Origin of the sequence: Duganella sp. Dugasp56, from assembly GCF_047304105.1 — a bacterium.
GTDB lineage: Bacteria > Pseudomonadota > Gammaproteobacteria > Burkholderiales > Burkholderiaceae_D > Rugamonas > Rugamonas hordei.
In genome coordinates this window covers 1-12265 of the sequence record NZ_JBGLYQ010000016.1, presented here as the reverse complement: position 1 = coordinate 12265, position 12265 = coordinate 1, and the positions used below count along the sequence as shown (strand labels likewise).

At 64.1% G+C, this 12265-nt stretch carries 13 protein-coding genes; 4 read left to right on the top strand and 9 right to left on the bottom strand.

Annotation, left to right across the window (positions count from 1 at the left end; all coding sequences use genetic code 11):
* Nucleotides 1-10 precede the first annotated feature (10 nt).
* Nucleotides 11-451: a ribonuclease HI gene (gene rnhA, locus ACCD07_RS13020; protein ID WP_413447557.1), complete on the bottom strand. Its 441-nt coding sequence runs from the start codon at nt 449-451 to the stop codon at nt 11-13.
* On the bottom strand, nt 444-1223 hold the full coding sequence (locus ACCD07_RS13015) for a class I SAM-dependent methyltransferase (RefSeq protein WP_413447556.1): 780 nt from the start codon (nt 1221-1223) through the stop codon (nt 444-446). The genes rnhA and ACCD07_RS13015 overlap by 8 nt, the downstream gene beginning before the upstream one ends.
* Before the next feature lie 20 nt (nt 1224-1243).
* Between ACCD07_RS13015 and gloB the strand changes: the two genes are divergently transcribed.
* Nucleotides 1244-2050, top strand: a complete 807-nt coding sequence (gene gloB / locus ACCD07_RS13010) for a hydroxyacylglutathione hydrolase (RefSeq protein ID WP_176650511.1) — start codon at nt 1244-1246, stop codon at nt 2048-2050.
* Nucleotides 2051-2093: 43 nt separating this feature from the next.
* Here the strand turns inward: gloB and aceB are convergent, their stop codons facing one another.
* Nucleotides 2094-3692: a malate synthase A gene (aceB, locus tag ACCD07_RS13005; protein ID WP_413447555.1), complete on the bottom strand. Its 1599-nt coding sequence runs from the start codon at nt 3690-3692 to the stop codon at nt 2094-2096.
* A 214-nt stretch (nt 3693-3906) separates the two neighbouring features.
* Here aceB and ACCD07_RS13000 point away from each other — a divergent pair, with 214 nt between their 5' ends.
* Complete coding sequence (locus ACCD07_RS13000) at nt 3907-4818, top strand: LysR family transcriptional regulator (RefSeq protein ID WP_413447554.1); 912 nt, start codon at nt 3907-3909, stop codon at nt 4816-4818.
* 82 nt (nt 4819-4900) lie between these two features.
* Here the strand turns inward: ACCD07_RS13000 and ACCD07_RS12995 are convergent, their stop codons facing one another.
* From ACCD07_RS12995 to ACCD07_RS12970, 6 genes are all read right to left on the bottom strand, one after another.
* On the bottom strand, nt 4901-5104 hold the full coding sequence (locus tag ACCD07_RS12995; RefSeq protein WP_008448165.1) for a cold-shock protein: 204 nt from the start codon (nt 5102-5104) through the stop codon (nt 4901-4903).
* Between the two features lie 301 nt (nt 5105-5405).
* Entirely contained in the window at nt 5406-5759 is a 354-nt protein-coding gene (locus ACCD07_RS12990; protein ID WP_176650508.1) for an Hpt domain-containing protein, read from the bottom strand.
* A 5-nt stretch (nt 5760-5764) separates the two neighbouring features.
* Complete coding sequence (gene upp, locus ACCD07_RS12985; RefSeq protein ID WP_413447553.1) at nt 5765-6415, bottom strand: uracil phosphoribosyltransferase; 651 nt, start codon at nt 6413-6415, stop codon at nt 5765-5767.
* A 38-nt stretch (nt 6416-6453) separates the two neighbouring features.
* Nucleotides 6454-7035 carry a TetR family transcriptional regulator gene (locus tag ACCD07_RS12980; protein ID WP_413447552.1) on the bottom strand — a complete coding sequence of 194 codons (582 nt, stop codon included), beginning with the start codon at nt 7033-7035 and terminating at the stop codon, nt 6454-6456.
* 43 nt (nt 7036-7078) lie between these two features.
* A complete protein-coding gene (locus ACCD07_RS12975; RefSeq protein WP_413447551.1) occupies nt 7079-8755 on the bottom strand; it encodes an isovaleryl-CoA dehydrogenase in 1677 nt (558 codons plus the stop codon).
* Complete coding sequence (locus ACCD07_RS12970) at nt 8752-9912, bottom strand: acyl-CoA dehydrogenase family protein (RefSeq protein WP_413447550.1); 1161 nt, start codon at nt 9910-9912, stop codon at nt 8752-8754. The genes ACCD07_RS12975 and ACCD07_RS12970 overlap by 4 nt, the downstream gene beginning before the upstream one ends.
* Before the next feature lie 109 nt (nt 9913-10021).
* Here ACCD07_RS12970 and ACCD07_RS12965 point away from each other — a divergent pair, with 109 nt between their 5' ends.
* A complete protein-coding gene (locus ACCD07_RS12965) occupies nt 10022-11224 on the top strand; it encodes an acetyl-CoA C-acetyltransferase (protein ID WP_176650504.1) in 1203 nt (400 codons plus the stop codon).
* Nucleotides 11225-11235: 11 nt separating this feature from the next.
* Nucleotides 11236-12265, top strand: a 1030-nt coding sequence (locus ACCD07_RS12960; RefSeq protein ID WP_413447549.1) for an enoyl-CoA hydratase-related protein, incomplete at its 3' end; no start/stop codon positions are given.

Here is a 12265-nt window from a genome sequence, read left to right as displayed (position 1 = left end):
GCGATACCGGTCACCGGCCCCGGGCCAGCTCGACGCCGCGATTGGCCAGCATGTCGGCGCGCTCGTTGCCGGGATGGCCGTTGTGGCCGCGCACCCAGCGCCATTCGACGGTGTGCATCGCCTGCGCGGCGTCCAGCGCCCGCCACAGGTCTTCGTTCTTGACCGGCTCCTTGGCCGCCGTCTTCCAGCCGCGCGCCTTCCAGCCGTGGATCCACTCGCTGATGCCCTTTTGTACATACTGGCTGTCGGTGTGCAGCGTGACCATGCACGGACGCTTGAGCGCGTTGAGCGCCTCGATCACCGCCTGCAATTCCATGCGGTTGTTGGTGGTGTCGCGGGCGCCGCCGCAAATCTCTTTTTCAGCGCCCTCGGCCACCAGGAACGCGCCCCAGCCGCCGAGTCCGGGATTGCCCTTGCAGGCGCCGTCCGTAAAAATTTCTACCTTATCCATCCTGCTGTTCCCGCCTTTTATTTGTTGCCGGCACGACCGCGGGGGCCGATGCCGTTTTTTTGGTCCAAGCCGGACCGATCAGATGCATGCCCTTCACGCGCTTGATCGCCTGCACTATGTAGACGCCGCCGAAATACGGCCACCAGCGCGGTCCGGCATTATCCATGAAGGCGTAGCGGTGCAGCCACTTTTCTGTGCGGCAGGCCGGCGCGTAGCAGCCGAAATGACTCTGGCTGGCGCCCATGTTCAATAATTTTAACCAGTCTTTCATGCGCGGCATAGAGATCAGCTCCTCGGTGCGCGGCAGGAACGAGGTGCCGCCGACGCGCCGCAGCACGTGGCGCGCGCCCCACAGGCTGGCCGGGTTGAAGCCGCAGATGATGAGCTGCCCTTCCGGAATCAGCACGCGCTCGACTTCGCGCAACACCTGATGCGGATCAGTGGAGAATTCCAGCACGTGCGGCAGCACCACCAGGTCGACCGATTGCGAGGCGAACGGCAGCTCGGTGTAGTCCAGCGTCAGCGTCACCGGACGCAGACCCTCGTTTTCCGCGGCGCGCACCTTGCGGTCGGCCAGCAGCTTGTACGGCATGCGGCTGGCGGCCAGCGCATCGATTTGAGGCATGCCGATCTGCACCGCGTTGTATCCAAAGATATCGGCTGTTAAATTATCGAGACAGCTTTGTTCCCACGCACGCAAGTAGACGCCGGCGGGCGTTTGCAGCCAGCCTTCCAGCGCTATAATGGATTTCTCAGATCCTGCCTTGTCCATGCCTAGCCTTTTGCGATCCAATGACCAACTCTTCTACTCAAACTCTCAGTGTTCTTACTGTTCCTGCGTTCCACGACAATTACCTGTGGCTGATACATGATGGTGTCCACGCCGCAGCGGTCGACCCCGGTGATGCCAAGCCTATCCTGGCGGCCCTCAAGGCCAACGGACTCAAGCTCACCGCCATTCTACTCACCCATCACCATGCTGACCATATTGGCGGCGTTCCTGAATTATTACAGCATTATCAGGTTCCCGTTTTCGGCCCGCGCAACGAGAGCATCGCCTCCGTCACGCTGCCGGTCGGCGAAGGCAAACTGATCGACGTGCCCGGCCTGGCGCTGAAGCTGTCGGTGCTCGACGTCCCCGGCCATACGATGGGCCACATCGCCTACCTGCGCGAACGCGCCGACGGTGAGCCGATCTGGCTGTTCTGCGGCGATACGCTGTTCGCCGGCGGCTGCGGACGCCTGTTCGAGGGCACGCCGGCACAGATGATCAGTTCGCTCGGCAAACTGGCCGCGCTGCCGGATGATACCAAGGTATTCTGCGCCCACGAATATACGCTGTCCAATCTGCGCTTCGCGCGCGTGGTGGAGCCCGATAACGTGGCGCTGCAGGAGCGCGTCAAGGTGGAGACCGACAAGCGCGAGCACAACCTGCCCACGGTGCCGAGTACGATAGGTGTGGAAAAAGCCACCAATCCATTCCTGCGCTACCGCGAGCCGGCGATTGCCGAACAATTGGTCAAGGCCGGCAAGCTCGATCGCATCGATACGCCGCTGGCGACCTTCACCGCGCTGCGCTTGTGGAAAAATGACTTCTGATTGAAAAACGGCCCATCGTGAATGATGGGCCGTTGTGTTGCCTTTAGATTTCTTCGTACAGAGGCAAGGTCAGGAACTCCGCGAACGATGCCGAGGTCGACATCTCCTCGAAGATCTGGCCGGCGCGCACGTAGGTCGGGCCGTCGCCGCCCGGCGCGTCGCGCTGCACTTTCGCCAGTTCTTCAGGAATCATCGCGCGCACCATGTCGGCGGTGACCTTGCGGCCATCTTCCAGCACGCCCTTGTCCGAACGGATCCACTGCCACACTTGCGAGCGGCTGATTTCCGCCGTGGCCGCATCTTCCATCAGGTTGTGGATAGGCACGCAACCGTTGCCGGCCAGCCAGCTGCCCAGGTAGTGGATGCCGACGTTGATGTTGTAGCGCAGGCCCGCTTCGGTGATCGGCGCTTCCGGCTTGAAGTCCATCAGCTGCGCGGCCGTCACTTCAACGTCGGGACGCTGCTTGTCGATCTGGTTGGGCTTGTCGCCCAGCACCTTGGTGAACTCGGTCATCGCCAGTTCCACCAGGCCAGGGTGGGCCACCCAGCCGCCGTCGTAGCCGTCGGTCGCATCGCGCGCCTTGTCGGTGCGCACGCCACCCATCGCGATATCGTTCTTCTCCGGATCGTTCTTGATCGGAATCAGCGCGGCCATGCCGCCGATCGCCGGCGCGTTGCGCTTGTGGCAGGTCTTCAGCAGCAGCAAGGCGTAGGCGCGCATGAACGGCGCGGTCATCGTGACCTTGGCGCGGTCGGCCAGGCAGAAATCCTTGTCCAGCTTGAACTTCTTGATGCACGAGAAGATGTAGTCCCAACGGCCGGCGTTCAGGCCCGAGCTGTGCTCGCGCAGTTCGTACAGGATCTCGTCCATCTCGAACGCGGCCAGGATGGTTTCGATCAGCACGGTGGCCTTGATCGTGCCCTGCGGCAGGCCCAGCTCGTTTTGCGTCATCACGAAGACGTCGTTCCACAGGCGCGCTTCCTGGTGCGACTCCATCTTCGGCAGGTAGAAGTATGGGCCGGCGCCGCGCGCCAGTTGTTCCTTGGCGTTGTGGAACATGAACAGCGCGAAGTCGAAGATGCCGCCCGAGATGCGCTTGCCGTCGACCAGCACGTGCTTTTCATCCAGGTGCCAGCCGCGCGGACGCACGACCAGCGTGGCGATCTTGTCGTTCAGCTTGTAGGACTTGCCGTTCTGTTCCAGCGAAATGGTGCGGCGCACGGCGTCGAACATATTGATCTGGCCGGTGATCTGGTTGTCCCAGTTCGGCGTGTTCGAATCTTCGAAGTCGGTCATGTAGCTGTCGGCGCCCGAGTTGAAGGCGTTGATGACCATCTTGCGCTCGACCGGGCCGGTGATTTCCACGCGGCGGCATTCCAGCGCCTTCGGAATCGGCGCGATCTTCCAGTCGCCGGCGCGGATGTGCGCGGTTTCCGGCAGGAAGTCGGGACGCTCGCCGGCGTCCAGGCGCTTGGCGCGCTCGACGCGCACGGCCAGCAATTGTTGACGGCGCGCTTCAAACTCGCGGGTCAGCTTGACCACCAGCGACAATGCCTCGGTGGTCAGGATGTTTTCGTAGCCAGGCTTGATCTCGCCTGTGATTTCCATGCCTGCCGGCAGAGTGATGGTGGACTGCGTCATGAGGTATCTCCGAAAAAAATATTAACTGCCAGATCATTAACTACCAGATCAAATTATAAGCACTGCCCATCATGTTGCACGCCGAATCTTTTAGTGTGACGACTCGGTTACGCCTTGATATGTTTTACAGTATATTCACTAATAAGTTATGCAAACGAGACTAAAAATCACATCATCTATGCGTTTTTATCACAAATAACGGGTCAGGCACCACATGGGTCAGTTCAGACAGATATCCACCTTCGTCGAGGTCGTTTCAAAAGGCAGCCTGTCGGCGGCCGCCAGGGCCGAAGGCATCGCGCCGGCCATGATAGGCCGGCGGCTGGACGCGCTGGAGAGCCGCCTGGGCGTCAAGCTGCTGCAACGCACCACGCGCAAGCTGGCGCTGACCAACGAGGGCGCGGCCTTCCTGGAGGATTGCCAGCGCATCCTGGCGGAACTGGAGGAAGCGGAAACCGCCGTGGCCGAACGTAGCGCGCACGCGACAGGTCACCTGATGATTTCCGCGCCGGCCGGCTTCGGCCGCCAGCACGTGGCGCCGCTGATCCCGTCTTTCCTGTCCGAGCACCGCGACGTCAGCGTCACGCTGAACATGAGCGACCGCGTGGTGGACATCGTCGGCGAAGGCATCGACGTGGCGATCCGCATCGCCAGCCTGTCCGATTCCAACCTGGTCAGCGTCAAGCTGGCCGACAACGAACGGGTGGTGGTGGCGGCGCCCTCCTACCTCAAGCGCCACGGCGAGCCGAAAACCCTGGCCGACCTGGCCAAGCACAACTGCCTGGCGATCAGCAGCGAAGGCAGCCAGCGCGGCTGGACCTTCCGCGAGAACGGCAAGAACCTGGTGCTGAAGGTCAACGGCAACATGGCCAGCAACGACGGCCAGGTGCTGCACGACTGGGCGCTGGCCGGCAAGGGCCTGGCGTGGCGTTCGATGTGGGAAGTGGGCAACGAGATCGAGGCGGGCAAGCTGCAGACCGTGCTCAACGAACACTCGGCGCCGGGCAACGATATTTACGCGGTGTTTGCGCAGCGCCGGCATTTGCCGCTGCGGATACGCGCTTTTGTGGATTTCCTGCGGCACACTTATGCGCAGCCGGACTATTGGCGCAAGACGGGGAAATGAGCGAAGGGAAACAATTACAAAAACGCAGGCGAAAAAAAATCCTCGGATACCGAGGATTTCTTATTTCGTTTGATTCAGCGTATTACAGTGGCTGAATGTTCGAAGCTTGCTTGCCCTTAGGACCAGCGGTCACTTCAAAAGAAACGCGTTGGTTCTCTTGCAGCGACTTGAAGCCTGCGGACTGAATCGCCGAGAAGTGAGCGAACAGATCTTCGCCGCCTTCGTCAGGGGTGATAAAGCCGAAGCCCTTCGAATCATTGAACCATTTTACGATACCAGTTGCCATTACAATTCCTATTTCAGTTAAGTTGGGCTTGCGCCCGTGATATCGTTTGAGGCAAGAAAGAAATGACAGACAAACTGCACTACTCTTGAATCTAAACGATCCCGCATTATACCCATTTACGAGAGAAAAGCACGTCTTCGCGAAAATAAATGCAAAGACAGGCTTTTTTTGGTAGAAAACCTTGGCTACAGATGACTTTCTGTAGCTTAAGACTCCCCGTCAAGCCTCTCGTCGGTCAGGGTGTGAATGTCACTATAGACAACTAAATGATAGCGGGTTTGAGCTGGATCAAGCGCACGCCTTACTCGTAAGTCGTGGAACGCGGATCTTTGGCGGCCCAGCGCAGGAATTGCTCTACTTCCGGTATCACGGCCGGCCATCCGGAATGCTCGGATAAAACAACACGCAGCATCTGCTCGATGCGCCGCGCCTGCTGCCCCAGCATGCCGAAACCGAAGGTGCCGGCCGATCCCGCCACGCCGTGCAGCAGCTCATGCAGCCGATGCAGCGCGGCATCCGGCGGCAGGTCGCCGCCGGCCCTGCATTCGGCGAAGGCCTGGCCGATCTTTTCCATCGTCGCAGGGACGGTGGCGGCGAACTTGTCGTTGAGCGCCGCCAGGCGGGCGCGGAATTCCGGATCGGCAGGCGTGGCCATGGCGGTTACTTGGTGCCGAAGATGCGGTCGCCGGCATCGCCCAGGCCAGGCACGATGTAGGCATGGTCGTTCAGGTGCGAATCCAGCGAGGCACAGTAGATCTTCACGCCCGGATGCGATTTCTGGAACACTTCGATGCCTTCCGGCGCCGCCACCAGGGCCAGGAAGATGATCTGATCGTCGATGACGCCGCGCTTTTTCAGCACGTCCACCGCGTGCACGGCCGAATTGCCGGTCGCCACCATCGGATCGCACAGGATGAAGGTGCGTTCAACCGTGTCCGGCAGGCGCACCAGGTATTCCACCGGCTGGTGGGTTTCCGGATCGCGGAACACGCCGATATGGCCGACGCGGGCCGACGGCACCAGGTCCAGCAGGCCGTCGCTCATGCCGATGCCGGCGCGCAGGATGGGAACGATGGCCAGTTTGCGGCCGGCGATGACCGGCGCGTCGATGGTCATCAGCGGAGTTTCGATGGTGCGGGTGGTCAGCGGCAGGTCGCGGGTGATCTCGTAACCCATCAGCAGCGTGATTTCCTTGAGCAGGTCGCGGAACGTGCGGGTCGACGTATCCTTGGCGCGCATGTGACTCAATTTGTGTTGAATCAGCGGGTGGTCTGTGATGAACAGGTTGGGAAAGCGCGGATCTTGTTTCATTGTTTGCTCTTTTTGGACGGTATGTGCTTTTTATTATACTAGGCCTCCGGGCCTAAAAACATGGCGACGGCCTCCGCCGCTATCTGGTCCAGGTCCGATCCCTGCCCCGGTTTGTACCACAGCACGCTGTAGTTGATGGCGCCCATCAACAGCAGCCGGGCGACGGCGCTGTCGCTGCGCAGCAGGCCGGCGCCGGACAATTCGTTGACGACGTCCTGCCACAGCTGGTCGTAGCGGTCGCGCAGCACCTGCACGCGCGCGCGCAGCTCCGGCGTCAGCCGGCGCCAGTCGTACAGCAGCACGGGGATGAAGTCGTGGCCTTCGCCGAGCACGATCTCCAGATGCGCCCGCACCAGCGCCTGGAACTTGGCGCGCGGCGGCATGCTGGCGGCGACGATTTGCTCGGCGGCCGGCAGGCCCGCCACCAAGCCCTCCTCCATCACCGCGGCCAGGATTTCCTGCTTGCTCTTGAAGTGATAAAACGGACTGCCGGAGCGCATGCCGACGGCGTCGGCGATATCGCGCGTGGTGGTGCCGTCGAAGCCGTTCTCGCGGAACAGGCGCGCGGCCACGCGCACCAGGTCGGCGCGGCGGTTGTCGACAGGGACTGTGTTCGTCATGGATACCTTGTGCTCAGTTATTCAACCCGCTTATTCGACCCGCTTATTCAACCAGCGCCCGCGCCAGGATCGCCGCGCAATCGACGCCGGACGGCAGCCGGCCGAACGCCCCGCCCGGCTCGCGCGCCAGCCGCGACGCCACAAACGCCGACGACACATACGACGGCGCATGCCGCAGCAGCAAACCGGCCTGCACCGCCAGCACCACCCGCTCGGCCAGCACCCGCGCGCCGAACTCGTCGGACTGCGGCTGGCTCAGATCGGCCAGCAGCGCTTGCGTGGTGCGCACGTAGTCGGCGTCGGACTCGCCGGCCAATGCGAGCTCTGCGGCCAATGCCTCGCGCGCGGCAGGAGTTTTGCCGAAGGCGCGCAACAAGTCAAGGCACATGACGTTGCCCGAACCCTCCCAGATCGAATTGACCGGCAGTTCGCGGTACAGCCGCGCCAGCGGGCCGTCCTCGACATAGCCGCTGCCGCCGATGACCTCCATCGCCTCGGCGCCGAAGGCCGGCCCGCGCTTGCAGATCCAGTATTTGCCGGCCGGCGTCAGGATGCGGCCCAGCAGCGCCTGCGCCGGGTCGCCGCCCTGGTCGAAGCAGCGCGCCAGCCGCATGCCGAACGCGGTGGCCGCTTCCGATTCCAGCGCCAGGTCGGCCAGCACGTTCTGCATCAGCGGCTGCTCGGACAGCGGCCGGCCGAACGCCGACCGGCCGCGCGCATGATGCAGGGCGTGCGTCAGCGCGGCGCGCATGGTGCCTGCGCTGCCCAGCACGCAATCGAGCCGGGTGTGGCTGCCCATCTCCAGGATGGTCGGGATGCCGCGCCCCGGCTTGCCGATCAGCCAGCCGTAGGCGCCGGTGAACTCGACTTCCGACGACGCGTTCGAGCGGTTGCCCAGCTTGTCCTTGAGCCGCTGCACGCGGATCTGGTTGCGGCTGCCGTCGGGCAGGTAGCGCGGCAGGAAGAAACACGACAGGCCGGCGCTGCCCCCATCGTCGGTCTGCGCCAGGATCAGGTGGGCGTCGCTCTGCGGTGCGGAAAAGAACCATTTGTGGCCGACGATGCGGTACACGTCCTCGCCCTCGTCGCCGAACAGCGCGCGCGCATCGGACGGCAGCAGCGGTTCGGCGCGGGTGGTGTTGGCGCGCACGTCGGAACCGCCCTGCTTCTCCGTCATGCCCATGCCGATGATGGCGCCGCACTTTTGCTCGACCGGCAGCGAGCGCGGATCGTATTGCGACGACAGTATCTTCGGCAGCCATTTGGCGGCGATCTTCGGCGCCAGCTTCAGCGCCGGCACCGACGCGTAGGTCATGGTGACCGGGCACTGGGAACCATTTTCCAGCTGGCCGAACAGCATGTAGCGCGCGGCCCGCGCCACCTGCGCGCCCGGCTGGCCCGACCACGGCGAGGCGGCCGCGCCGTTCTCGATCAGCAGCGTCATCAACGCATGCCAGGCCGGGTGGAATTCCACCTCGTCGATGCGCTGGCCGCCGCGGTCGAAGTTGTGCAGCTTCGGCGTGTGCAGATTGGCCAGCCGCGCCAGGTCCAGCGTCTCCGCGCGGCCCAGCTCGGCGCCCAGCGCGTGCAGCGATTCCGCGGCGGCCGCGCCGCCTTCGCGCAGCAACGCTTCCTGCAAGGCGGGATCGGCGGCATACAGATTGACGTTCTCGAACGGCGCGACCGTGTTGCTGACCTCATGCGTATCAAACGTATTCATTTCTTCTCCTTTTTCGGCAGGATGCCCATTTGCTTGGCGATGATGCCCAGCATGACCTCGTCCGCGCCGCCGGCGATGGAGGTCAGCCGGCCGTCGCGGAACAGGCGCGCCACGCGGTTGTCCCAGCTGTAGCCCATGCCGCCCCAGAACTGCATGCAGGCGTCGGGCACCAGCCGCAGCAGCCGGCCCGCCTTCAGCTTGCACATCGAGGCCAGCTCCGTCACGTCCTGCCCGCTAATATATAGCTGTCCGGCCCGGTAGGTCAGCGCGCGCAGGCTCTCCACTTCCGTCTTCAATTCCGCCAGCTTGAAATACACATGCTGATTATCCAGCAGCCGGCCGCCGAACATCGCACGATCGCGCGCCCATTCCACCGTCAGGTTGATGCAGTTCTCCAGGCTCTGCACCGCGTTGGCGGCGGCCCACAGCCGCTCCTCCTGGAATTGCAGCATCTGGTAGACGAAGCCCTGCCCCTCCTCGCCGATGGCGTGGCGTTGCGGCACGCGCACTTCGTCGAAATAGATCAGGCCCGTGTCCGACGCGTTCATGCCGATCTTGCGGATCTTCTTGCCGGTTGAAACGCCGGGCGTGTTCATCGGCACCATCACCAGCGTCTTGTTCTTGTGCGCCGGGCCGTCCGAGGTATTGACCAGCACGCACATCCAGTCCGCCTGCAGGCTGTTGGTGATCCACATCTTGCTGCCGTTGATGATGTAGTCGCCGCCATCCTTGCGCGCGTGGGTCTTGATGGCCGCCACGTCCGAGCCGGCATGCGCCTCCGACACGCCGACGCAGCCCACCATCTCGCCGCTGATGGCCGGCGCCAGGAATTCGCGCCGCAGCGCGTCCGAGCCGAACCGCGCCAGCGCCGGCGTGCACATGTCGGTCTGCACGCCGATCGCCATCGGGATCGCGCCGCAATCGACGTGGCCCAAGGTCTCGGCCATCGCCATCGAATACGAATAATCGAGGCCGAGGCCGCCGAATTCGGGCGGCTTGGTGAGTCCGAGCAAACCGAGGTCGCCCATTTTGCGGAACAATGCATGGGCGGGGAAGATTCCCGCCTCCTCCCACTCATCGACATGGGGATTGATTTCCGTCTCGATGAAGCGCTTGAGAGTGCGCTGTAATTCCTGATGTTCGTGGCTGTCAAACATGCCGGCCCCTTATTTTAGGGGATCAGACTAGCGCAAATAACAATACGAAGCAAGCAGTTGCTTTGTTGGCCATCGCGTTCTATGATGGTCGTCTAGACAAGGAGTATCCATGACCGAAGCCTATGTGTACGAGGCCATCCGCACGCCGCGCGGCAAGGGCAAGAAAGACGGCAGCCTGCACAGCGTCAAGCCGATCACGCTGCTGTCGGGCCTGATGCGGGAGCTGCAACACCGACACAAGCTCGACACCGCGCTGATCGACGACGTCGTGCTTGGCTGTGTGACGCCGGTCGGCGACCAGGGCGCCGACATCGCCAAGACCGCCGCGCTGGCCGCCGGCTGGGACTGGAAGGTGGCCGGCGTGCAACTGAACCGCTTTTGCGCCTCCGGCCTGGAGGCGGTCAACCTGGCCGCGCAGAAAGTGCGTTCCGGCTGGGAAGATCTGGTGGTGGCCGGCGGCGTCGAATCGATGTCGCGCGTGCCCATGGGCTCGGACGGCGGCGCCTGGGCGCTGGATCCGGAAACCAGCTTGCGCACCGATTTCTTGCCGCAAGGCATAGGCGCCGACCTGATCGCCATGCTGGACGGCTACAGCCGCGAGCAGGTCGACGCCTACGCCATGCGCTCGCAGCTGAAGGCCGCCGCCGCGCGCGCCGCCGGCCGCTTCCGCTCGGTGGTGCCGGTGCGCGACCAGAACGGCGTGCTGATCCTGGCCGAGGACGAATTCATCAAGCCGAACACCACCGTCGAGGCGCTGGGCGGCCTGAAGCCGTCGTTCGAGGCGGCCGGCAGGATGGGCTTCGACGCGCTGGCGCTGCGCAAATATCCCCAGCTCGAGCGCGTCGACCATATCCATACCGCCGGCAACTCCTCCGGCATTGTGGACGGCGCGGCACTGGCGCTGATCGGCAGCAAGGCCGCCGGCAGCCGGCTGGGCCTGCGGCCGCGCGCGCGCGTGCTGGCCACCGCCGTCACCGGCACCGACCCGACCATCATGCTGACCGGTCCCGCGCCGGCGGCCCGCAAGGCGCTGCTCAAGGCCGGGCTGGAGATCAAGGACATCGACCTGTTCGAGGTCAACGAGGCGTTTGCCTCGGTGGTCATGCGCTTCATGAGCGAGCTGGGCGTACCGGAGGAAAAGGTCAACGTCAACGGCGGCGCCATCGCGCTCGGCCATCCGCTGGGCGCCACCGGCTGCATGCTGCTCGGCACCCTGCTGGACGAACTGGAGGCGCGCGACCTCAGGCGCGGCCTGGTCACCCTGTGCGTGGGCGGCGGCATGGGCATCGCCACCATCATCGAACGCGTTTGAATGGAATGAGCATGATCACCACACATCAAAACGGCGGCACCATCACCGTCATGCTGGCTGCGCGCGCCATCAACCCGCTGAGCCGACTGTTCCAGCGCGAACTGGGCGCGCTGATCGACAAGCTGGAGGCGCAGCGCACCCAGCTGCACGGCGTCATCATCGGCTTCCATTCCGAGGCGGCCGACGCCGACCACGAGCTGGAACACCTGATGGCGCTGACCACCGCCCAGGCCGGCGACTGCATGCACATGCTGGGCGCCTACAACGCCCTGCTGCGCCGGCTGGAAACCCTGGGCATACCGGTGATCGCCACGCTGAGCGGAGCGGTCACCGGTCACGCGCTGGGGCTGGCGCTGGCCTGCCATCGCCGCATCAGCCTGGAAGAAGCGACTTTCAGCCTGCCGCAGGTGCACCTGGGCATGACGCCGGTGGCCGGCGAGATCGCCCGCGCCGCGCGCCTGGCCGGGCTGCAGGCCGCCATGCCGCTGTTGCTAGAGGGCGCGACGCTGAGCGCCGGCCAGGCGCAAAAAGCCGGCCTGCTGCACGCGGTGGCTGGCGACGAGGAACACATGGCGGAACTGGTCCACCACGCGCTGGAGGCCGATATGCCGGCGCTGCAGCCGTGGGATGCTAAAGCCTGGCGCCTGCCCGGCGGCGAGCTCGATTCGGCGCCGGTGCTGGCCCTGCTGCAGGTGGCGCCGGCCATGCTGCGCGAGCGCACCGGCGGCCACGCGCCCGCGCCGGAAGCCATTCTGTGCGCGATGGTGGAAGGCCTGCAAGTCGATTTCGACACCGCGTTGCTGATCGAGAGCCGCTATTTCTGCCAGACCGCGATCAGCCCGGTGGCGCGCAACCTGATGCGCTTGAGCCAGATCAGGTGCGACCTGGCGTCGCCAACGGCGGCGGCGTTTGCCGCCACGCTGCGGCAGACATACGCCGGCCAGACCGATGCGCTGCGCGCCGAAGGCGTGTCCGAGACGCTGCTGCGCAACGCCGCGCGCGCCGCCGGCCTGCCCCCGCCACCCGCCGCAAGCCCCGCGG

What these genes read in the sequence shown, in the direction of transcription:
- rnhA (WP_413447557.1), bottom strand. Translation starts at nt 451, where the DNA reads ATGGATAAGGTAGAAATTTTTACGGACGGCGCCTGCAAGGGCAATCCC.
- ACCD07_RS13015 (WP_413447556.1), bottom strand. Translation starts at nt 1,223, where the DNA reads ATGGACAAGGCAGGATCTGAGAAATCCATTATAGCGCTGGAAGGCTGG.
- gloB (WP_176650511.1), top strand. Translation starts at nt 1,244, where the DNA reads ATGACCAACTCTTCTACTCAAACTCTCAGTGTTCTTACTGTTCCTGCG.
- aceB (WP_413447555.1), bottom strand. Translation starts at nt 3,692, where the DNA reads ATGACGCAGTCCACCATCACTCTGCCGGCAGGCATGGAAATCACAGGC.
- ACCD07_RS13000 (WP_413447554.1), top strand. Translation starts at nt 3,907, where the DNA reads ATGGGTCAGTTCAGACAGATATCCACCTTCGTCGAGGTCGTTTCAAAA.
- ACCD07_RS12995 (WP_008448165.1), bottom strand. Translation starts at nt 5,104, where the DNA reads ATGGCAACTGGTATCGTAAAATGGTTCAATGATTCGAAGGGCTTCGGC.
- ACCD07_RS12990 (WP_176650508.1), bottom strand. Translation starts at nt 5,759, where the DNA reads ATGGCCACGCCTGCCGATCCGGAATTCCGCGCCCGCCTGGCGGCGCTC.
- upp (WP_413447553.1), bottom strand. Translation starts at nt 6,415, where the DNA reads ATGAAACAAGATCCGCGCTTTCCCAACCTGTTCATCACAGACCACCCG.
- ACCD07_RS12980 (WP_413447552.1), bottom strand. Translation starts at nt 7,035, where the DNA reads ATGACGAACACAGTCCCTGTCGACAACCGCCGCGCCGACCTGGTGCGC.
- ACCD07_RS12975 (WP_413447551.1), bottom strand. Translation starts at nt 8,755, where the DNA reads ATGAATACGTTTGATACGCATGAGGTCAGCAACACGGTCGCGCCGTTC.
- ACCD07_RS12970 (WP_413447550.1), bottom strand. Translation starts at nt 9,912, where the DNA reads ATGTTTGACAGCCACGAACATCAGGAATTACAGCGCACTCTCAAGCGC.
- ACCD07_RS12965 (WP_176650504.1), top strand. Translation starts at nt 10,022, where the DNA reads ATGACCGAAGCCTATGTGTACGAGGCCATCCGCACGCCGCGCGGCAAG.